General features: G+C 60.1%; 18 protein-coding genes. 4 read left to right on the top strand and 14 right to left on the bottom strand.

Annotated elements, in window-relative coordinates:
* The first annotated feature begins 2 nt into the window (after positions 1–2).
* The 3 genes from ngg to ASD95_RS25725 all read left to right on the top strand — a co-directional run bounded on the left by ngg (position 3) and on the right by ASD95_RS25725 (position 3,504).
* On the top strand, positions 3–1,751 hold the full coding sequence (gene ngg, locus ASD95_RS25735) for an N-acetylglutaminylglutamine synthetase (protein WP_056727182.1): 1,749 nt from the start codon (positions 3–5) through the stop codon (positions 1,749–1,751).
* Between the two features lie 124 nt (positions 1,752–1,875).
* Positions 1,876–3,066: an osmoprotectant NAGGN system M42 family peptidase gene (locus ASD95_RS25730; protein WP_056727183.1), complete on the top strand. Its 1,191-nt coding sequence runs from the start codon at positions 1,876–1,878 to the stop codon at positions 3,064–3,066.
* 210 nt (positions 3,067–3,276) lie between these two features.
* Positions 3,277–3,504 (top strand): YheU family protein, encoded by a 228-nt coding sequence (locus tag ASD95_RS25725; protein ID WP_056727184.1) that lies wholly within the window; start codon positions 3,277–3,279, stop codon positions 3,502–3,504.
* A gap of 5 nt (positions 3,505–3,509) precedes the next feature.
* On the opposite strand, the gene csrA is transcribed toward ASD95_RS25725, so the two are convergent.
* The 4 genes from csrA to ASD95_RS29310 all read right to left on the bottom strand — a co-directional run bounded on the left by csrA (position 3,510) and on the right by ASD95_RS29310 (position 5,313).
* On the bottom strand, positions 3,510–3,695 hold the full coding sequence (gene csrA, locus ASD95_RS25720) for a carbon storage regulator CsrA (RefSeq protein ID WP_056727185.1): 186 nt from the start codon (positions 3,693–3,695) through the stop codon (positions 3,510–3,512).
* A gap of 155 nt (positions 3,696–3,850) precedes the next feature.
* Complete coding sequence (locus tag ASD95_RS25715; protein ID WP_056727186.1) at positions 3,851–4,183, bottom strand: YnfA family protein; 333 nt, start codon at positions 4,181–4,183, stop codon at positions 3,851–3,853.
* 64 nt (positions 4,184–4,247) lie between these two features.
* Positions 4,248–5,063: an SDR family oxidoreductase gene (locus ASD95_RS25710; RefSeq protein WP_008048965.1), complete on the bottom strand. Its 816-nt coding sequence runs from the start codon at positions 5,061–5,063 to the stop codon at positions 4,248–4,250.
* A gap of 70 nt (positions 5,064–5,133) precedes the next feature.
* Positions 5,134–5,313 (bottom strand): hypothetical protein, encoded by a 180-nt coding sequence (locus ASD95_RS29310; protein WP_156385853.1) that lies wholly within the window; start codon positions 5,311–5,313, stop codon positions 5,134–5,136.
* Between the two features lie 29 nt (positions 5,314–5,342).
* On the opposite strand from ASD95_RS29310, the gene ASD95_RS28950 reads away from it, so the two are divergent.
* Entirely contained in the window at positions 5,343–5,501 is a 159-nt protein-coding gene (locus ASD95_RS28950) for a DUF3309 family protein (protein WP_172435350.1), read from the top strand.
* 59 nt (positions 5,502–5,560) lie between these two features.
* Here ASD95_RS28950 and ASD95_RS25705 read toward each other — a convergent pair whose 3' ends face one another.
* The 10 genes from ASD95_RS25705 to ASD95_RS25660 form a co-directional block, all read right to left on the bottom strand.
* The gene (locus tag ASD95_RS25705; protein ID WP_056727187.1) at positions 5,561–7,654 is read right to left on the bottom strand and encodes an LTA synthase family protein; all 2,094 of its coding nucleotides are present in this window, start codon (positions 7,652–7,654) and stop codon (positions 5,561–5,563) included.
* A gap of 337 nt (positions 7,655–7,991) precedes the next feature.
* Entirely contained in the window at positions 7,992–8,597 is a 606-nt protein-coding gene (locus ASD95_RS25700) for an START domain-containing protein (protein ID WP_056727188.1), read from the bottom strand.
* A gap of 86 nt (positions 8,598–8,683) precedes the next feature.
* Complete coding sequence (locus ASD95_RS25695; RefSeq protein WP_056848076.1) at positions 8,684–8,938, bottom strand: YkgJ family cysteine cluster protein; 255 nt, start codon at positions 8,936–8,938, stop codon at positions 8,684–8,686.
* Positions 8,939–9,104: 166 nt separating this feature from the next.
* The gene (locus ASD95_RS25690) at positions 9,105–9,584 is read right to left on the bottom strand and encodes a hypothetical protein (protein ID WP_056727189.1); all 480 of its coding nucleotides are present in this window, start codon (positions 9,582–9,584) and stop codon (positions 9,105–9,107) included.
* An 80-nt stretch (positions 9,585–9,664) separates the two neighbouring features.
* A complete protein-coding gene (locus ASD95_RS25685; protein WP_056727190.1) occupies positions 9,665–11,104 on the bottom strand; it encodes an aminotransferase-like domain-containing protein in 1,440 nt (479 codons plus the stop codon).
* A 281-nt stretch (positions 11,105–11,385) separates the two neighbouring features.
* Positions 11,386–12,198, bottom strand: coding sequence for an OmpA family protein (locus ASD95_RS25680; protein WP_056727191.1), 813 nt, complete (start codon positions 12,196–12,198; stop codon positions 11,386–11,388).
* The gene (locus ASD95_RS25675) at positions 12,195–12,551 is read right to left on the bottom strand and encodes a DUF4398 domain-containing protein (RefSeq protein ID WP_056727192.1); all 357 of its coding nucleotides are present in this window, start codon (positions 12,549–12,551) and stop codon (positions 12,195–12,197) included. The genes ASD95_RS25680 and ASD95_RS25675 overlap by 4 nt, the downstream gene beginning before the upstream one ends.
* Before the next feature lie 9 nt (positions 12,552–12,560).
* Positions 12,561–13,412: a substrate-binding periplasmic protein gene (locus ASD95_RS25670; protein ID WP_056727193.1), complete on the bottom strand. Its 852-nt coding sequence runs from the start codon at positions 13,410–13,412 to the stop codon at positions 12,561–12,563.
* 80 nt (positions 13,413–13,492) lie between these two features.
* On the bottom strand, positions 13,493–14,422 hold the full coding sequence (locus ASD95_RS25665; protein ID WP_056727194.1) for an electron transfer flavoprotein subunit alpha/FixB family protein: 930 nt from the start codon (positions 14,420–14,422) through the stop codon (positions 13,493–13,495).
* The gene (locus ASD95_RS25660) at positions 14,423–15,172 is read right to left on the bottom strand and encodes an electron transfer flavoprotein subunit beta/FixA family protein (RefSeq protein ID WP_007987229.1); all 750 of its coding nucleotides are present in this window, start codon (positions 15,170–15,172) and stop codon (positions 14,423–14,425) included.
* Positions 15,173–15,293 lie beyond the last annotated feature (121 nt).

The following is a 15,293-nucleotide window of genomic DNA, read 5'->3' as shown; positions in this document are numbered from 1 at the left end:
CGATGAAACCTCACGCCACGGCTATCAGCCAACGCCTGTTGCGCGGCCAGTCACCCTCCTATGAACGCTTGCAGGCACGCCTGGCCGAGGATCGCTGTGAACTCGGCGGTGCGCCGATCGCCGTGCATTGCGGCTGGGGGCGCTTGCTGATCGGACACACCTTTGCCGATGCCGCGAGCCTGGCCGGAGAGTTGCTCAACGAGCAACCCGGCGAGCGGGACATTGCCCTGTACGTCGCCGCGCCCCAGCAAGTACTGGGGCTGGAGCCGACGCAGCTGTTCCTCGACCCGTCCGATACCTTGCGCCTGTGGTTCAGCGACTACCGGCAGGCAACCCGGGTGTTTCGCGGTTTCCGCATTCGACGCGCGCAAAGCGATGCCGACTGGCAGGCGATCAACCAGCTGTATCAGGCCCGCGGCATGTTGCCCATCGATGCCACCCTGCTGACGCCGCGTCATCTGGGCGGCCCGGTGTACTGGCTGGCCGAAGACGAAGACAGCGGCGCAGTCATCGGCAGCGTCATGGGCCTCAACCACCACAAGGCCTTCAATGATCCGGAGAACGGCAGCAGCCTGTGGTGCCTGGCGGTCGACCCGCATTGTGCGCGGCCGGGTGTCGGTGAAGTGCTGGTGCGGCATTTGATCGAACACTTCATGAGTCGCGGGCTTGCCTGCCTCGACCTGTCGGTGCTGCACGACAACCGCCAGGCGAAAAGCCTTTACGCCAAGCTCGGCTTTCGCAACCTGACGACCTTCGCCATCAAGCGCAAGAACGGCATCAATCAGCCGCTATTTCTCGGGCCCGGCCCGGAAGCCGCGTTCAACCCCTACGCGCGGATCATTGTCGAGGAAGCACACCGTCGTGGCATCGATGTGCATGTCGATGACGCCGACGCCGGGATGTTCACCCTCAGCCATGGCGGGCGCCGGGTACGCTGCCGCGAATCCCTGAGCGACCTGACCAGCGCCGTCAGCATGACCCTGTGCCAGGACAAAAGCCTGACCCACAAAGTGCTCAAGGCTGCCGGCTTGAACCTGCCGGCGCAGCAACTGGCGGGTAACGCCGATGACAACCTGGCCTTCCTCGATGAACACCAGCGCGTGGTGGTCAAGCCGCTGGATGGTGAACAGGGCCAAGGGGTGGCGGTGGATTTGCGCACCATCGAGGAAGTGCAGCAAGCCATAGAAGCCGCTCGCCACTTCGACAACCGCGTGCTGCTGGAAAGTTTCCATGAAGGCCTGGACCTGCGCATTGTGGTGATCGGTTTTGAAGTGGTCGCTGCCGCCATTCGCCGGCCAGCCGAAGTGGTGGGCGACGGCCAGCACTCCATCGGTGCATTGATCGAAGCCCAGAGCCGGCGGCGACAGGCGGCCACGGGCGGCGAAAGCAAGATCCCGCAGGACCAGGAAACCCAGCGCACCTTGCGTGCAGCCGGATACGACTACAGCAGCATTCTGCAGGCCGGTGAGCACCTGTTCGTGCGACGCACGGCGAACCTTCATACCGGCGGCGTGCTTGAAGACGTCACGGCGATCCTGCACCCGACGCTGGTGGATGCGGCGGTACGGGCCGCGCGGGCACTGGACATTCCCATGGTTGGCCTCGACCTGATGGTGACGGCCGCTGACCAGCCGGACTATGTGTTTATCGAAGCCAACGAACGAGCCGGGCTGGCCAACCATGAACCGCAGCCGACAGCGGAGCGGTTTGTGGATCTGTTGTTTCCGTACAGTCAGCCGGTGGTCTCTTAGTGATGCGTTGCCTGGGCTGGCCCCTTCGCGAGCAAGCCCGCTCCCACGTGTGATCGCATTCCCCTGTGGGAGCGGGCTTGCTCGCGAAGGCGGCCGAACAGGCGATAACCAATCAGGAGTTTCCATGACCAGCAAAATCCCCGAGCCGGACCTCGGTTACCTGCAAAAAGTGCTGCTGGAAATGCTCGCCATTCCCAGCCCCACCGGGTTCACCGACACCATCGTGCGCTACGTCGCCGAACGCCTTGAAGAACTGGGCATTCCCTTCGAGCTGACCCGTCGCGGCACCATCCGCGCCACGCTCAAGGGCAAGAAGAACAGCCCCGACCGCGCCGTTTCCGCCCACCTGGACACCATCGGCGCGGCGGTACGTGCAGTGAAAGACAACGGCCGCCTGACCCTCGCGCCCGTCGGCTGCTGGTCCAGCCGTTTTGCCGAGGGCAGCCGGGTCAGCCTGTTTACCGACAGTGGTGTGATCCGTGGCAGCGTCTTGCCGCTGATGGCTTCCGGGCACGCATTCAATACCGCCGTGGATGAGATGCCAATCAGTTGGGATCACATCGAGTTGCGCCTGGACGCCTACTGCGCCACCCGTGCCGACTGCGAGTCGCTGGGCATCAGCGTCGGCGATTTCGTCGCCTTCGACCCGCTGCCGGAGTTCACCGAAAGCGGCCACATCAGTGCCCGTCACCTCGACGACAAGGCCGGGGTGGCCGCACTGCTGGCGGCGCTCAAGGCCATCGTCGACAGTGGCGAAGAACTGATGATCGACTGCCATCCGCTGTTCACCATCACCGAAGAAACCGGCAGCGGCGCGGCGGCGGCGCTGCCCTGGGATGTCAGTGAGTTCGTCGGCATCGACATCGCACCGGTCGCGCCAGGCCAACACTCCAGCGAGCACGCGGTGAGCATCGCGATGCAGGATTCCGGCGGGCCCTATGACTATCACCTGTCGCGCCACCTCTTGCGCCTGGCCAGCGACAACGAGTTGCCGGCACGCCGGGACCTGTTCCGCTACTACTTCAGCGACGCACACTCGGCGGTCACCGCCGGCCACGATATTCGCACCGCCCTGCTCGCCTTCGGCTGCGATGCCACCCACGGTTACGAGCGCACTCACATCGACAGCCTCGCCGCCCTGAGCCGCCTGCTCGGTGCGTACATCCTCAGCCCGCCCGTGTTTGCCAGCGATGCACAACCGGCCAAGGGCTCACTGGATCGCTTCAGCCATCAGCTCGAACATGACACTCAGATGGAAAGCGACACGCGGGTACCGTCGGTGGACAGCCTGGTGGGACAGCGTTCGGAGAGCTGATCCGGTTTTTTTGTTGCTGGAGAGATCGCCATCGCGAGCAAGCTCGCTCCCACAGTTGATCGGTGGTGAACACAATTACCCGGTTCGCCACTGAACCCTGTGGGAGCGAGCTTGCTCGCGATGGCGTCAGAGCAGACGACATCAAATCCCAGGCTAGCCGATACCGGCCAATCGCCGTAGCATCGCGCCATTGATCCAACCGAGGTGCCTATGCTGATCCCCCACGACCAACTCCAAGTCGACACCCTCACCCGCCTGATCGAGGATTTCGTGACCCGCGACGGCACGGACAATGGTGACGACACGCCCCTGGAAACCCGTGTACTGCGCGTGCGCCAGGCGCTGACCAAGGGCCAGGCACTGATTGTCTTCGACCCGGAAAGCGAGCAGTGCCAACTGATGCTCAAGCACGACGTGCCCAAACACCTGTTTGACTGAAGTCTTCAGTGTCCCTTGGTTTTCGCCAGTTTTTTCTGGATGCGTTCGTAGATTTCGCAGCGGTGCACGTTGACGTCCCGGGGCGCTTCGACGCCAAAGCGAATGTTGTTTCCATTGATCGCGAGAACGCGCACGGTAATGTTGTCACCGATGGAAATGGTTTCGCCCACAACACGAGTGAGTACGAGCATGAGGAGTGTCCTTCAGGGGTTTCTGGCCCTTGAAGATGCCCGGCCCGACGTACACCCACAATGCTCCGACAGCAAACCAGACCGGACTGACAGCCCTTGACGTACGGCACTTACGGAAAGGTCTGACAGGCCGATTGAATGTAGGGGCTGGTCTGTCAGGACACGGAGAATCGAGGCCCGAACAGAATGATGCTCGCGCCGATCACACACAGCGCCACGCCGAGCCAGTCCGAACCCAGGGGGCGAATCCGCTCGACCACGGCCAACCAGCCGATCGAGGCAATGATGTAGATGCCTCCGTAAGCGGCATAGGCGCGGCCGGCGTAGGTGGCTTCGATCCGGGTCAGCAGCAGGGCAAACAGGGTCAGGCTCAGGAGCGCCGGCACCACCCACCACATGCTTTTACCCTGGCGCAACCACATCCAGAAGGCAAAACAACCGGCAATTTCGAACAGCGCGGCGAGGAAAAACCACAGGTAATTGAGCATGCAAGCGTCTCGCGAGGATGGCCGATGGCGGCCACCCTAACCACAGCATTGCCTGCGGGCAAGATCAGCTTGCCGATTGCCTGGCCTTGGCGCGCATTTTGTCGGCCATGGCGGTCATTTCGTTGTAGAGCAATTGCGGGTTCTTCTGCTTGATCGCCCAGGCCATGCGTCCCTGCTCGTGGGGCAGGATCATGAACTCGCCGGCGGCGACCTGCCGATAGATGTAGTCGGCGATGTCGGCAGCGCTGATCGGCGAGCTTTCCAGCAACTTGCCGACCTGGGCTTTCATGGCCGGAGTCGGGCCGCGGAAGGAGTCCAGCAGGTTGGTCTGGAAGAACGACGGACACACCACATGCACGCCGACTTCCTGATGCGCCAGCTCGATCAGCAGGCTTTCGGACAACGCCACCACGCCCGCCTTGGCCACGTTGTAGTTGCTCATCGCCGGGCCTTGCATCAGCGCCGCCATGGACGCGATGTTGATGATTTTACCTTTGCTTTTTTCCAGCAGTGGCAGGAAAGCCTTGCAGCCCTTGACCACGCCCATCAGGTTGATCGCGATCTGCCAGTCCCAGTCCTCCAGGGACAACTCACTGAAAAACCCTCCAGACGCTACACCCGCGTTATTGACGATGACATCGATGCCGCCGAGCTTGACCTCGCAGGCCTGGGCGAACGCAGTCAACTGGCTGTAATCGCGTACGTCGCAACGCTGGATAAAACCGTCGCCGCCCGCTTCGCGGACCAGCTTGAGGGTTTCCTGCAAGCCGGGCTCGCTAACGTCCGACAAGGCCAGTTGCCAGCCTTCACGCGCCCAGCGCAGCGCGATTTCGCGACCCAGGCCAGAGCCTGCACCAGTGATCATCATGCGATTTTGCATAGCAAACAGCCTTGTTGTTCTCGGAAGATGCACCGAGTGTAGCGAAGGAAATTGCCCGACCCACGCTCCATCAGATTGCTGAATGGCCCGAGCAAACTGCGGGAGCGCCAGACGCAACCAAGGCAACTACAAAAGAAATAAGAACCCGTCCGAAATACTTCAAAAAAACTTGGAATTTTCCTGCAACCGCAAGAGTCGGAATTTTTAAGCAGCTCGAATCTACTTCATTCCAGCTGACCTTGATTGGCATGGTCAATCCACTGCATTTTCGACAAGGAAATAGACATGGGCACAATACTGATCATCATTCTGATCCTGTTACTGATCGGTGGTTTACCGGTCTTCCCGCACTCCAGAAGTTGGGGTTACGGCCCGTCCGGAATCATCGGCGTCGTATTGGTGGTGCTGTTGATCCTGCTCTTGCTTGGCCGAATATAAATATCCGCCAGGCAAAAAAAAGAGGCCCTTGAAGGGCCTCTTTTCTATTGCGTCACAACTTAGTCCGGCTTGCCATCAACAACACCGGCGGTGTTGTCCAGCAGGCTCTTGGTCGCTGTTTGCAGGAACGCTTCGAGCTTGAGTTTCAACTCGGCGGTACGCGGCGCATCGGCAATGACTTCGGCGCGAGGCTTGTCCCCCAATTCATACTGATACAACTTCGGCGCCATGTCCTTGTCCTTCGGCAGGACCAGAATCTGGTCTGCGGTAAGGATGGCCGTGGTCTGCTCGCTGCCCGACGGCTTGATCACACCAATACCGGCGTCGCCTTCGGGCAGGTTGAGCAGGTCGCGCCCCCAGCACTGATGACGCACCTCACCACCAATGCGGCCCATGATGGTCGGCACGATGTCGATCTGAGTGCCCACGGTGTGGTCACGCTGGCCGAATTTGTCCTGGATGCCCGGCGCGATCATCAGCATCGGCACGTTGAAGCGGCCCAGGTCCATTTCGGTGATCTGCTGTTCGTTACCAAAACCGTGGTCACCGACGATGACAAACAGGGTTTCCTTGAAGTACGGCTCCTTTCGGGCCTTTTCAAAGAACTGGCCCAGCGCCCAGTCCGAGTAACGCATGGCGGTCAGGTGTTCGTTCAGGCTGCCACGATCGGTCACGCGCTCAACCGGCAATGGCGTCGGCAAGGCGTAAGGCGTGTGGTTGGACAGGGTTTGCAGCAAGGCATAGAACGGCTTGCCGTTTTCCCGCGCCTTGAGTTCGACCAGGCCACGGTCGAACATGTCCTGGTCGGACACGCCCCAGGTCGGATCAGAGAACACCGGATTCACGAAATCGTTACGGCCGATGAAGTTGGTCATGCCCTGGTTGCTGAAGAAACCCGACTGGTTGTCCCAGGCGAAATCGCCGTTGTAGACATACACGTCGTCGAAGTCGCGGGCGCTGAGCAACTGCGGCAGACCGGACAGCTTGTGGCTGCCTTCCGGGGTCTGCATCAGGTATTCGAAGCCCGGCAGGTTCGGGAAGCAGGCCATGGTGGCGAACATGCCCTGGTGGGTATGGGTACCGTTGGAGAAGAAGCGGTCGAACAGCAAGCCCTCCTTCGACAGTTTGTCGAGGTAAGGCGTGATGTTGCCCGGGCCACCCAGAGCACCCACCGAGTGACCGGCCATGCTTTCCATCAGGATTACGACGACGTTCTTGATCGGCAGGGTCTTGTCGGCTGGAGGGGTGTAATCGCGACGTACCGCCGCGGTGTCGGCATCCACCAGTTTCTCGGCCGGCAGCACCAGCATGTCACGCACCACTTGCTGGGCTTGTGGCTGCGGCAGGGTCGCCTTCCAGATATTGTCGCGATCTTCGGACATCCGGCTCTTGGCGGCGGCTACCAGCGACAACGTGCCGTTGAGGCCCAACTGGTTGGCAAAATTCGAGTCGGTGGTATAGACGTCACCCCAACGCAGCGGCGGGCCCTGGCGCAGGGTGCCACGGGCAGCGACCACGCAAACCAGCAGGCACACCACGAATACCGCGATACGCGAGTACCACGGCGCAACCTGGCGTGTGCCGATGCTGCCGCCACTGAACGGGCCACGAGGGCGGGTCGCACGGTCGGCGCCCTTGAACGCCAGGCTCAGGATCCAGGTGCCCACGGCCCAGGCCAGCAGGTAACGGACCACCGGGAAACCGTACCAGAGCATGCTCATCACGGTTTTCGGATCTTCCTTGACGTACTGGAAGACCAGCCCGTTGAGGCGCTGGTGGAACTCACGATAGAAGTCCATCTCCATCAGGCCCAGGAACAGCGCAATGCTGGAGACGATCGTCAACCACAGACGGAACAGCCCGCGTGCGGCCATGGCCCGGGCACTGAACAAGGCCAGCAGCAACGGGATACTGAGATAGACCACCAGGCGCAGGTCGAAACGCAGACCGTTGGCGAATGCCTCGAGGAAGGTCGAGGCCGGTGTGTCGAGGATCATCGAGCTGTTGTAAGCCAGCAGCGCGACGCGCAGCAGGCTGAACATGACCATCATGACCAGGGCACACAACAGCGTGTAGGCCAGATGCGATTTGACGGTCGGTTGCAGCAGGCGACTAGAAGCTCGCTGCTGATTCAGGGCGTCCGGGATTGCCATGTCGTTTTAGGACCCATTGGAAGTTGAAGTTTCAAAAATACAGCTGCGCCTTGCCCTCTTTTCGGCCCGTACCAGGCCTGGGGGTTTGCGCGGTGCGCAAATGTTGCACGATCAACGGCAGCATTGCCATTGATAACTACCCTCATCCCGACTCTTTCATCCTGCATTCAGCAATACACAGGGTGTTACGGGAGAGCCGGCGAATTGTCTTGGAGAGTGGGTGAAAATTTCGTGCAACGCATATCCAGAAACAAATTAAAGCCTGCGCAGCGGTCAAAAACGCAAACGCCCCGATCGAGTCGGGGCGTTACGAAGTCACCTCAAAAGCGCGAGACATTTACTTCTCGGCGCGTTCCTTGAGGGCTTTCAAGGTATTGAACGGGGCATCCACCACGAACTTGTTGGCCACCATCGACGGCACGCTGCCGCCCGGCTCAGTGTGCACCTGATAGGTCACTTCGATCTGGTCGCCCTTGGGGACGAACTTCCAGAAACCGTCGACCTTGGCGACCCGGACGAAGCCTTTTTCTTCAGGAATGTACTTCGGTACGCCTTCAAGCTTGCGGGTCAGGCTGCCATCGGCGCCTTCGATGGTGGTGACGTGCAACACCGAATCACGGGGAGTAACCGGCCACGGGGTGTTGAACTGGGTGTAGGTCCAGCTCTGGTCACCTTCGTGCTTGAGCAGCTTCTGGGTTTTGCATTCGTGAATCCAGGCGCAGGCTCCGGGCACGTCTTCCTGCAACGCACGCAGCTTGGCCATGGTGGTCTTCATCAATGTGACGCCCTGGTAAGCCTTGTAGTCGGAGCCGGCCACTTCACTCAGGGAGATCTTGATGCCGTCTTCGTCCTTTTTGACTTTCCAGTCTTCGGCCTGGGCCGTCGAGGTAGCCAGCGCAACCGTCAAACCACACAACACAGCCATACGATGCAGCGAACCCATAGTCTTATTCCTTATTGTTGAAGTTCCGTTCGTTGGGCTTGCACCTCCGATCACCTTCAGGTTTTTCGGAGGTGCAAGCCCACACATCACGCCGCCGTCATTTGTTCCCACCAGCCAATCAACCGGATAGCCTCTTCGCTGCTGCTTCCGCACACCTCGGGGTCGGCCTCGAAGGCAGAACACACCGTCGGCCGTTCCGGCTGGCCGAAAATACTGCAAAGGTTATCGGAGGAAAGTTGCAGGCAACGCTGCCCCGCGGCCTTGCCGTTTGGCATACCGGGAATCGGCGAACTGATGGAAGGGGCAATGCAACAAGCGCCACAGCCCTCACGGCATTTCATGACGACAAGCTCCTCGCGACGAGCAATGTGTTAATGGACGGGGCACAGAGTACCCGCTTAAACAGTTGTTTTAAATTACCTGCGAGCGGGTTTTTCAACGCAAACGGGCATGACCGGCCAGTCTCCGACAAAGCGTCTGGCCTGCGGCTCGCGGATCCTGACGGGGTTACTGCTTGAACTCGAAATCCAGTGCCGCGCCTTCGACCTCGTGGCGTTCTTCATTTCGCAGTTGCAGCTGCATTTCGTTGCTGAGCAGGCGGCCATTGAGCTGGAACTCGCTGCTGCCGCTTTTGTCACCGAACATCTGGGGTAACAACGGTTCACGCCTGACCAACGGCACCGTTCCGACCGGCTTGAGCTCTTGAACCATATCCTTGGGCAAGCTCAGGTCCAGCTTGGCAGATGGAAGCTCGGTCTTTACCACCTCGCTGGCCGGTTTCGATTTGGAGGCAATGGGCGGACGCTTTTTCACGGGCGCAGCCTGCTTACTCGCCGCCGAGGCTTTTTTTACAGGTGCGGTGTCTATCGGTGCGACGTGGAAACTGCCGGTTGCCTGATCCTGCTCGGTAGCCGCCACGACGGATGCCGGTTGAATACTCGCAATCAGGCAGAGCAAAAGCCAGGCGGCAGGAAAAGTCGGTTTCATGTATCCAACGGTGGGTGCAAACGGCAGAGATGCATATGCTGGCCTGTTGCAGCCCACAAGACAAGCGTAGTCGCAGTCTGTTACAAACCGACGGCCATCTCCTGGCAGAGTTGGGTGGCCAGCATGCCCAGGGTCATCAATGCGCGCTCGGCTTCACGGTTCCACGGGATGCCGCAGTTGAGCCGGATGCAGTGATTGAATTGCTCGGTATTACTGAAGATCAGTCCCGGCGCGATACTGATGCCCTGCTGCAATGCCCGCACGTGCAACTCTTGCGTGTTGACCCGCCCCGGCAGGCTGACCCACAGAATGAAGCCGCCGGTAGGCCGGGTCATCTGCGTGCCTTCCGGGAAATACTGCTGCACGGCCAGCTGGAAGGCACTGAGGTTTTTCCGGTATTCCTGACGGATGAAACGCAAATGCCGGTCGTACCCGCCGTTTTCCAGGTACGCGGCAATGCCCATCTGGGTCACGCTGCACGCGGAATGCGTACTGAAGGTCTGCAAGCGCTGGATCTCCTGCTGGTACTTGCCGGCAATCATCCAGCCGATCCGCACGCCAGGCGACAGGGTCTTGGAGAAGCTCGAGCAATAGATCACCCGGTCCAGCCGATCGTAGGCCTTGAGGGACTTGGTGCGCCCCTGCTCGAACATCAACTCACCGTAGATATCGTCTTCGACAACCTGGATATCGAAGTCCGACGCCAGGCGCAGCAATTGTTTCTGCCGCTCCTCGGGCATGGTGCCGCCCAATGGATTGCTCAGTCGGGTGGTCAGCACCAACGCCTTGATCGACCATTGGTTGGCCGCCAGTTGCAGGGCTTCCAGGCTCATGCCCGTGGCGGGATCGCTGGGGATCTCGATGACCTTGAGGCCCAGCAGGTCAGCCAGTTGCAGCAAGCCGTAATAGGTCGGCGACTCGGCCGCGATCAGATCGCCCGGACGGGTCAGCACGCGCAGGGACATCTGCAGCGCATCGACACAACCGTGAGTGATCACCACCTCCGACGGATCGACCACCACGCCGGCATCGCGCATGCGGATCGCCACCTGTCGGCGCAACGGCTCGAAACCGGGGCTGAACATGTAGCTGAAGGCCCGCGGGCTATGGAAACGGGTGACCTTGGCCAATTGCTGATGCAGTGCCCGCACCGGCAAATAGTCGACACTCGGCACCGCAGCGCCCAGCGGGAAGACACCTTCACGACGGGATTCGACCAGCACTTGCTGAATGATGCTGCTGCGGGTGACCAGCCCGGGGCGCTCGACCCGGGCGATGTCCGGCGTCGGCGCGGTGAGTGCCGGCGTCTGGTGCACGTAGTAACCCGACTGCGGCCGGGCGCGGATCAACCCTTGATCTTCGAGATTGGCATACGCCTGCAACACCGTCGCATGGCTGACATTGAGTTGCGAGCTCATCTTGCGCACCGAAGGCACGCGCTCCCCCGGCTGATAGACCCCACGGCGGATGTCTTCGGCCAGTTGTTGAGCAATACGTTGATAGAGCAAAAGGTTGGTCATGACGCAGCACTCGATTTCACGGGCATTTTATTCTTGTGTGAAACAATACCGGAACAGTTTAGAAGTGTACGGGAACAGTTGCCACAATAGTCGACCGTACAGTGCAGTGTCAGCAAAATCTGTACTGTTTTGTGCGGTAATCGGCAGGCAAAAAAAACCCGGCGCTGCATGGCAGGCCGGGTTGTAGGAGCTGTCGAGTGAAACGAGGCTGCGATCTTTCCAGCCCCACTTGAGTATCAAGAGCAAGAGCAAGATCAAAAGATCGCAGGCTCCGCCAGCTCCTACCGGGCGGCGCCGAGCTGGCCCTTTTCGTCGGAAAACACAATTTCCACCCGACGATTCTGCGCCCGACCCCGTTCCGACGCATTCGCGTCCACCGGATACTCGTCGCCATAACCTTCGACCTGGATGCGCTTGTCGTCGATACCCAGGTCCATCAGCACGTCAGCCACCGATTGTGCGCGGTCGCGGGACAGCTTGAGGTTTTCCTGCTTGCCCCCGGTACTGTCCGTATAACCTTCGATCCGCACCACACGCTTGGGGTTGAGTTGCAGGAACTGCACGATCTTCAACACCACACGGTTGGCCGACGGCTTCAATTCCGCTTCGCCGGTGTCGAACAGCATATCGCCCAAGGTCATCACCAGCCCGCGGTCGGTCTGGCTAGTGGTCAATGCAAGGATCTGCTCCTCGAGCCATTTGCCTTGCTGCTGCACGCTGAACAGTTTGGACTCACGCAGTGCCAGTTGCAGGCGCTGCCGTTCCAGTTCGAGTTTTGCCGCCTGCTCTTCGTTAAGCACCTGATTGGTGTGTTCCCGGGCAATGGCGCTGTAGCGCTGGCTCAGGTAGGCGTAATGCACCACGTCCGAACCGCTGCCCCAATAGCTGGACAGGCGATCGGCACGGGCCAGGGATTCACCGGCGCGAATCACGTCCTTGGGGGCGATTCGCAGTACATTGGAGTCTTCCTTGACCTTCTGAAAGTCGGCACCGGCCTGCTGCAACGCGGACTCGCTGTGCTGGCTGGCGCAGCCAAAGAGGCTCACGCAGCCTGCCAGGATCAAACCGCCGAGGGCTTTGCTCTTGAGGCTCATTGGGCATCTCCCAGTTGCTTGCGCAGGCGGGCGATGCGGGTGTTGAGCACGTTCAACTGTTCCTCGCTCTTGGCCGTCAACACCTTGGCTTCAGCCAGGCGCGCATCGAGTTCGGCCTGTTCGGCCCGCATGCGTGCGTTTTTGAAGGATTGATCGGTCATGTTGCCCTTGGCGCGGTTGAACTTGTCTTCGGCCAGTTTCATTTCCGGCACATCGTCTGCCGTGGCGCCCACGGCCTTGGCCTGTTCGAGTGCCTGTTCGGTCAGGCGAATCTGTTCATTCGGCGCAGGATCGGTTGCACAACCCGCCAGGGCGGCAAAGGCCACGGCAGCGAAAAGAGGTCGAATACTCACTGAAAATCCTTACTGTTTTGGGGTACTGACGGGTTGTTGCTGGGGGATTGGCTGTGGTTGTGAGCGTTGTGCTTTCCATCGCTCGATATTGCGCATCAGCACGGCCTCCGTCAGTCCGGACGCGGGCAATTCTGTCATCTTTTTGGCCAACTGTCCGCGCAACCACGGATCGTTGCAGGCCGAGTCATGGGAAATCGCCAGGTACAGGCCAGGTTTGTCGACCGGTTGTGAGCGTGCGATCAGATCAGCGGCCATGCCCAGTGTCTGTGCAGTCGCCATGCCCGAGTAACGCCCTGCCAGTACAAACTCGACCTCGCCCAACAGCAGTTTCTGAAAGGCCTGGGTCAGGTTGGACGTGCGCGTGAGGGTCAGTTGCTGCCCGGAAAAGGTGCTGAATTGCGCGGTCATTCGGGCCTTTTCCGACACGGCACCGAGATGGCCGTGCAGGTCCTGTGCTTCGTTGTAGACCAGGGTCGAGTCCTTGCGAGTCCAGACCAGATAGTCGTTTTCCAGCAAGGCGGGATGAATGTAATCCAGGGTTTCCAGCTCGCTGACGGTCAACGCCGCGTCCGCCAGCATGTCCATGCGCCCACTGCGCACTTCGTCCAGGGCCTGGGCGCGTTTGCCGGCATAAAGCAGTTCGACCTTGAGCCCCAACTCCCCCGCCACTTGCTGCAGCAAATCGGCGCTGGCACCGATCAGGTATTTGGGATTCTGCGGGTCTTGCCACAGGTACGGTGGCGCATCCGGGCTGCCGGTGACCACCAGGCGCTCGCATTTACCCGCGGCGACAGACAGTGCCGGCATAGCCGACAGTCCCAGCAGCAGCAACGACCAGCCGCACAGGCGACGCAGATCCATGGCATCACACTCCCATTCAAATCCGGAACAAAAAAAAGCCCGACCAAAAGGCCGGGCTCTTTATAAGTGAAGCAGCCGGATTAGACCAGCTTCTCCAGCTCAGGGATGGCTTCGAACAGGTCCGCCACCAGGCCGTAATCGGCCACCTGGAAGATCGGCGCTTCTTCGTCCTTGTTGATCGCAACGATCACTTTGGAGTCTTTCATGCCGGCCAGGTGCTGGATCGCGCCGGAGATACCGACGGCGATGTACAGCTGTGGAGCAACGATCTTGCCGGTCTGACCGACCTGCATATCGTTCGGTACAAAGCCTGCGTCGACCGCGGCGCGCGAAGCACCGACGGCAGCGCCCAGCTTGTCGGCCAGGGCGTACAGGTGTTTGAAGTTGTCGCCGTTCTGCATGCCGCGACCGCCGGAAACGACGATTTTGGCAGCGGTCAATTCCGGACGATCGGACTTGGCCAGTTCTTCGCCAACGAAGCTGGAGATGCCAGCGTCGTGGGCAGCAGCAACAGCTTCAACGGCAGCGGAGCCGCCTTCAGCTGCAACCGGGTCGAAACCGGTGGCACGCACGGTGATCACCTTGACCGCAGCGTTCGACTGAACGGTAGCGATGGCGTTACCGGCGTAGATCGGACGCTTGAAGGTGTCGGCGCTTTCTACCGAGATGATCTCGGAGATCTGGTCAACGTCCAGTGCAGCGGCAACGCGCGGCAGGATGTTTTTGCCGTTGGAAGTAGCGGCAGCCAGGATGTGGCTGTAGCCCTTACCCAACTCTGCAACCAGAGGAGCAACGTTTTCCGGCAGCTGGTGAGCGTAGGCAGCGTTATCGGCCACCAGCACTTTAGCCACGCCAGCGACTTTCGCAGCGGCTTCAGCCACGGCGCCAGCGCCCTGGCCGGCAACCAGAACGTGGATGTCGCCACCGATTTTGGCGGCAGCAGCAACGGTGTTCAGCGTGGCCGGGGCCAGCACTTTGTTGTCGTGTTCAGCAATAACCAAGATAGTCATTTAGATTACCTTCGCTTCGTTTTTCAGTTTCTCGACCAGTTCAGCCACCGACTTGACCTTGATACCCGCGCTGCGTGCAGCCGGCGCTTCGACTTTCACAGTCTTGTTGGTGGAGGCGGTGGAAACGCCCAAAGCATCCGGAGTCAGCACTTCGAGAGGCTTCTTCTTGGCTTTCATGATGTTTGGCAGAGACGCGTAGCGCGGCTCGTTCAAACGCAGGTCAGTGGTGACGATGGCCGGCAGTTTCAGGGAAACTGTCTGCGCGCCGCCGTCGATTTCGCGGGTGACAGCTACGCTGTCGCCGCTGATTTCGACTTTCGAAGCGAACGTACCCTGACCGTAGCCGCTCAATGCAGCAAGCATCTGGCCAGTCTGGTTGTTGTCGCTGTCGATGGCCTGTTTGCCAAGGATCACCAGCTGAGGCTGTTCCTTGTCGACAACAGCTTTCAACAGTTTGGCAACAGCCAGGGAAGTCAGGTCTTCGGCGGACTCGACGAGGATGGCGCGGTCGGCACCCAGAGCCAGCGCGGTGCGCAGTTGCTCTTGAGCGGTGGACGGGCCTACGGAGACGACGACGATTTCAGTCGCAACACCCTTCTCTTTCAGGCGTACGGCTTCTTCCACGGCGATTTCGCAGAACGGGTTCATCGACATCTTGACGTTGGCAAGATCGACGCCGGAATTGTCCGCCTTGACGCGAACCTTGACGTTGTAATCCACAACGCGTTTGACAGCTACAAGAACCTTCATGGATTCCTCGTTACTCTCCGGTGAAAAGAAAGTCGCCTAGGCGAACCTGGCGGTTGATGCTCATCGGGCGCAAGGGCACCTCCAAAAACGCCGGCAAAGCTGTCAAGTGACCATCGCTCAT

Source organism: Pseudomonas sp. Root71, from assembly GCF_001429045.1.
Classification (GTDB): Bacteria; Pseudomonadota; Gammaproteobacteria; order Pseudomonadales; family Pseudomonadaceae; genus Aquipseudomonas; species Aquipseudomonas monachiensis.
The sequence above is the reverse complement of the archived record's forward strand: the minus strand, read 5'-3'. Positions and strand labels throughout refer to the sequence as shown.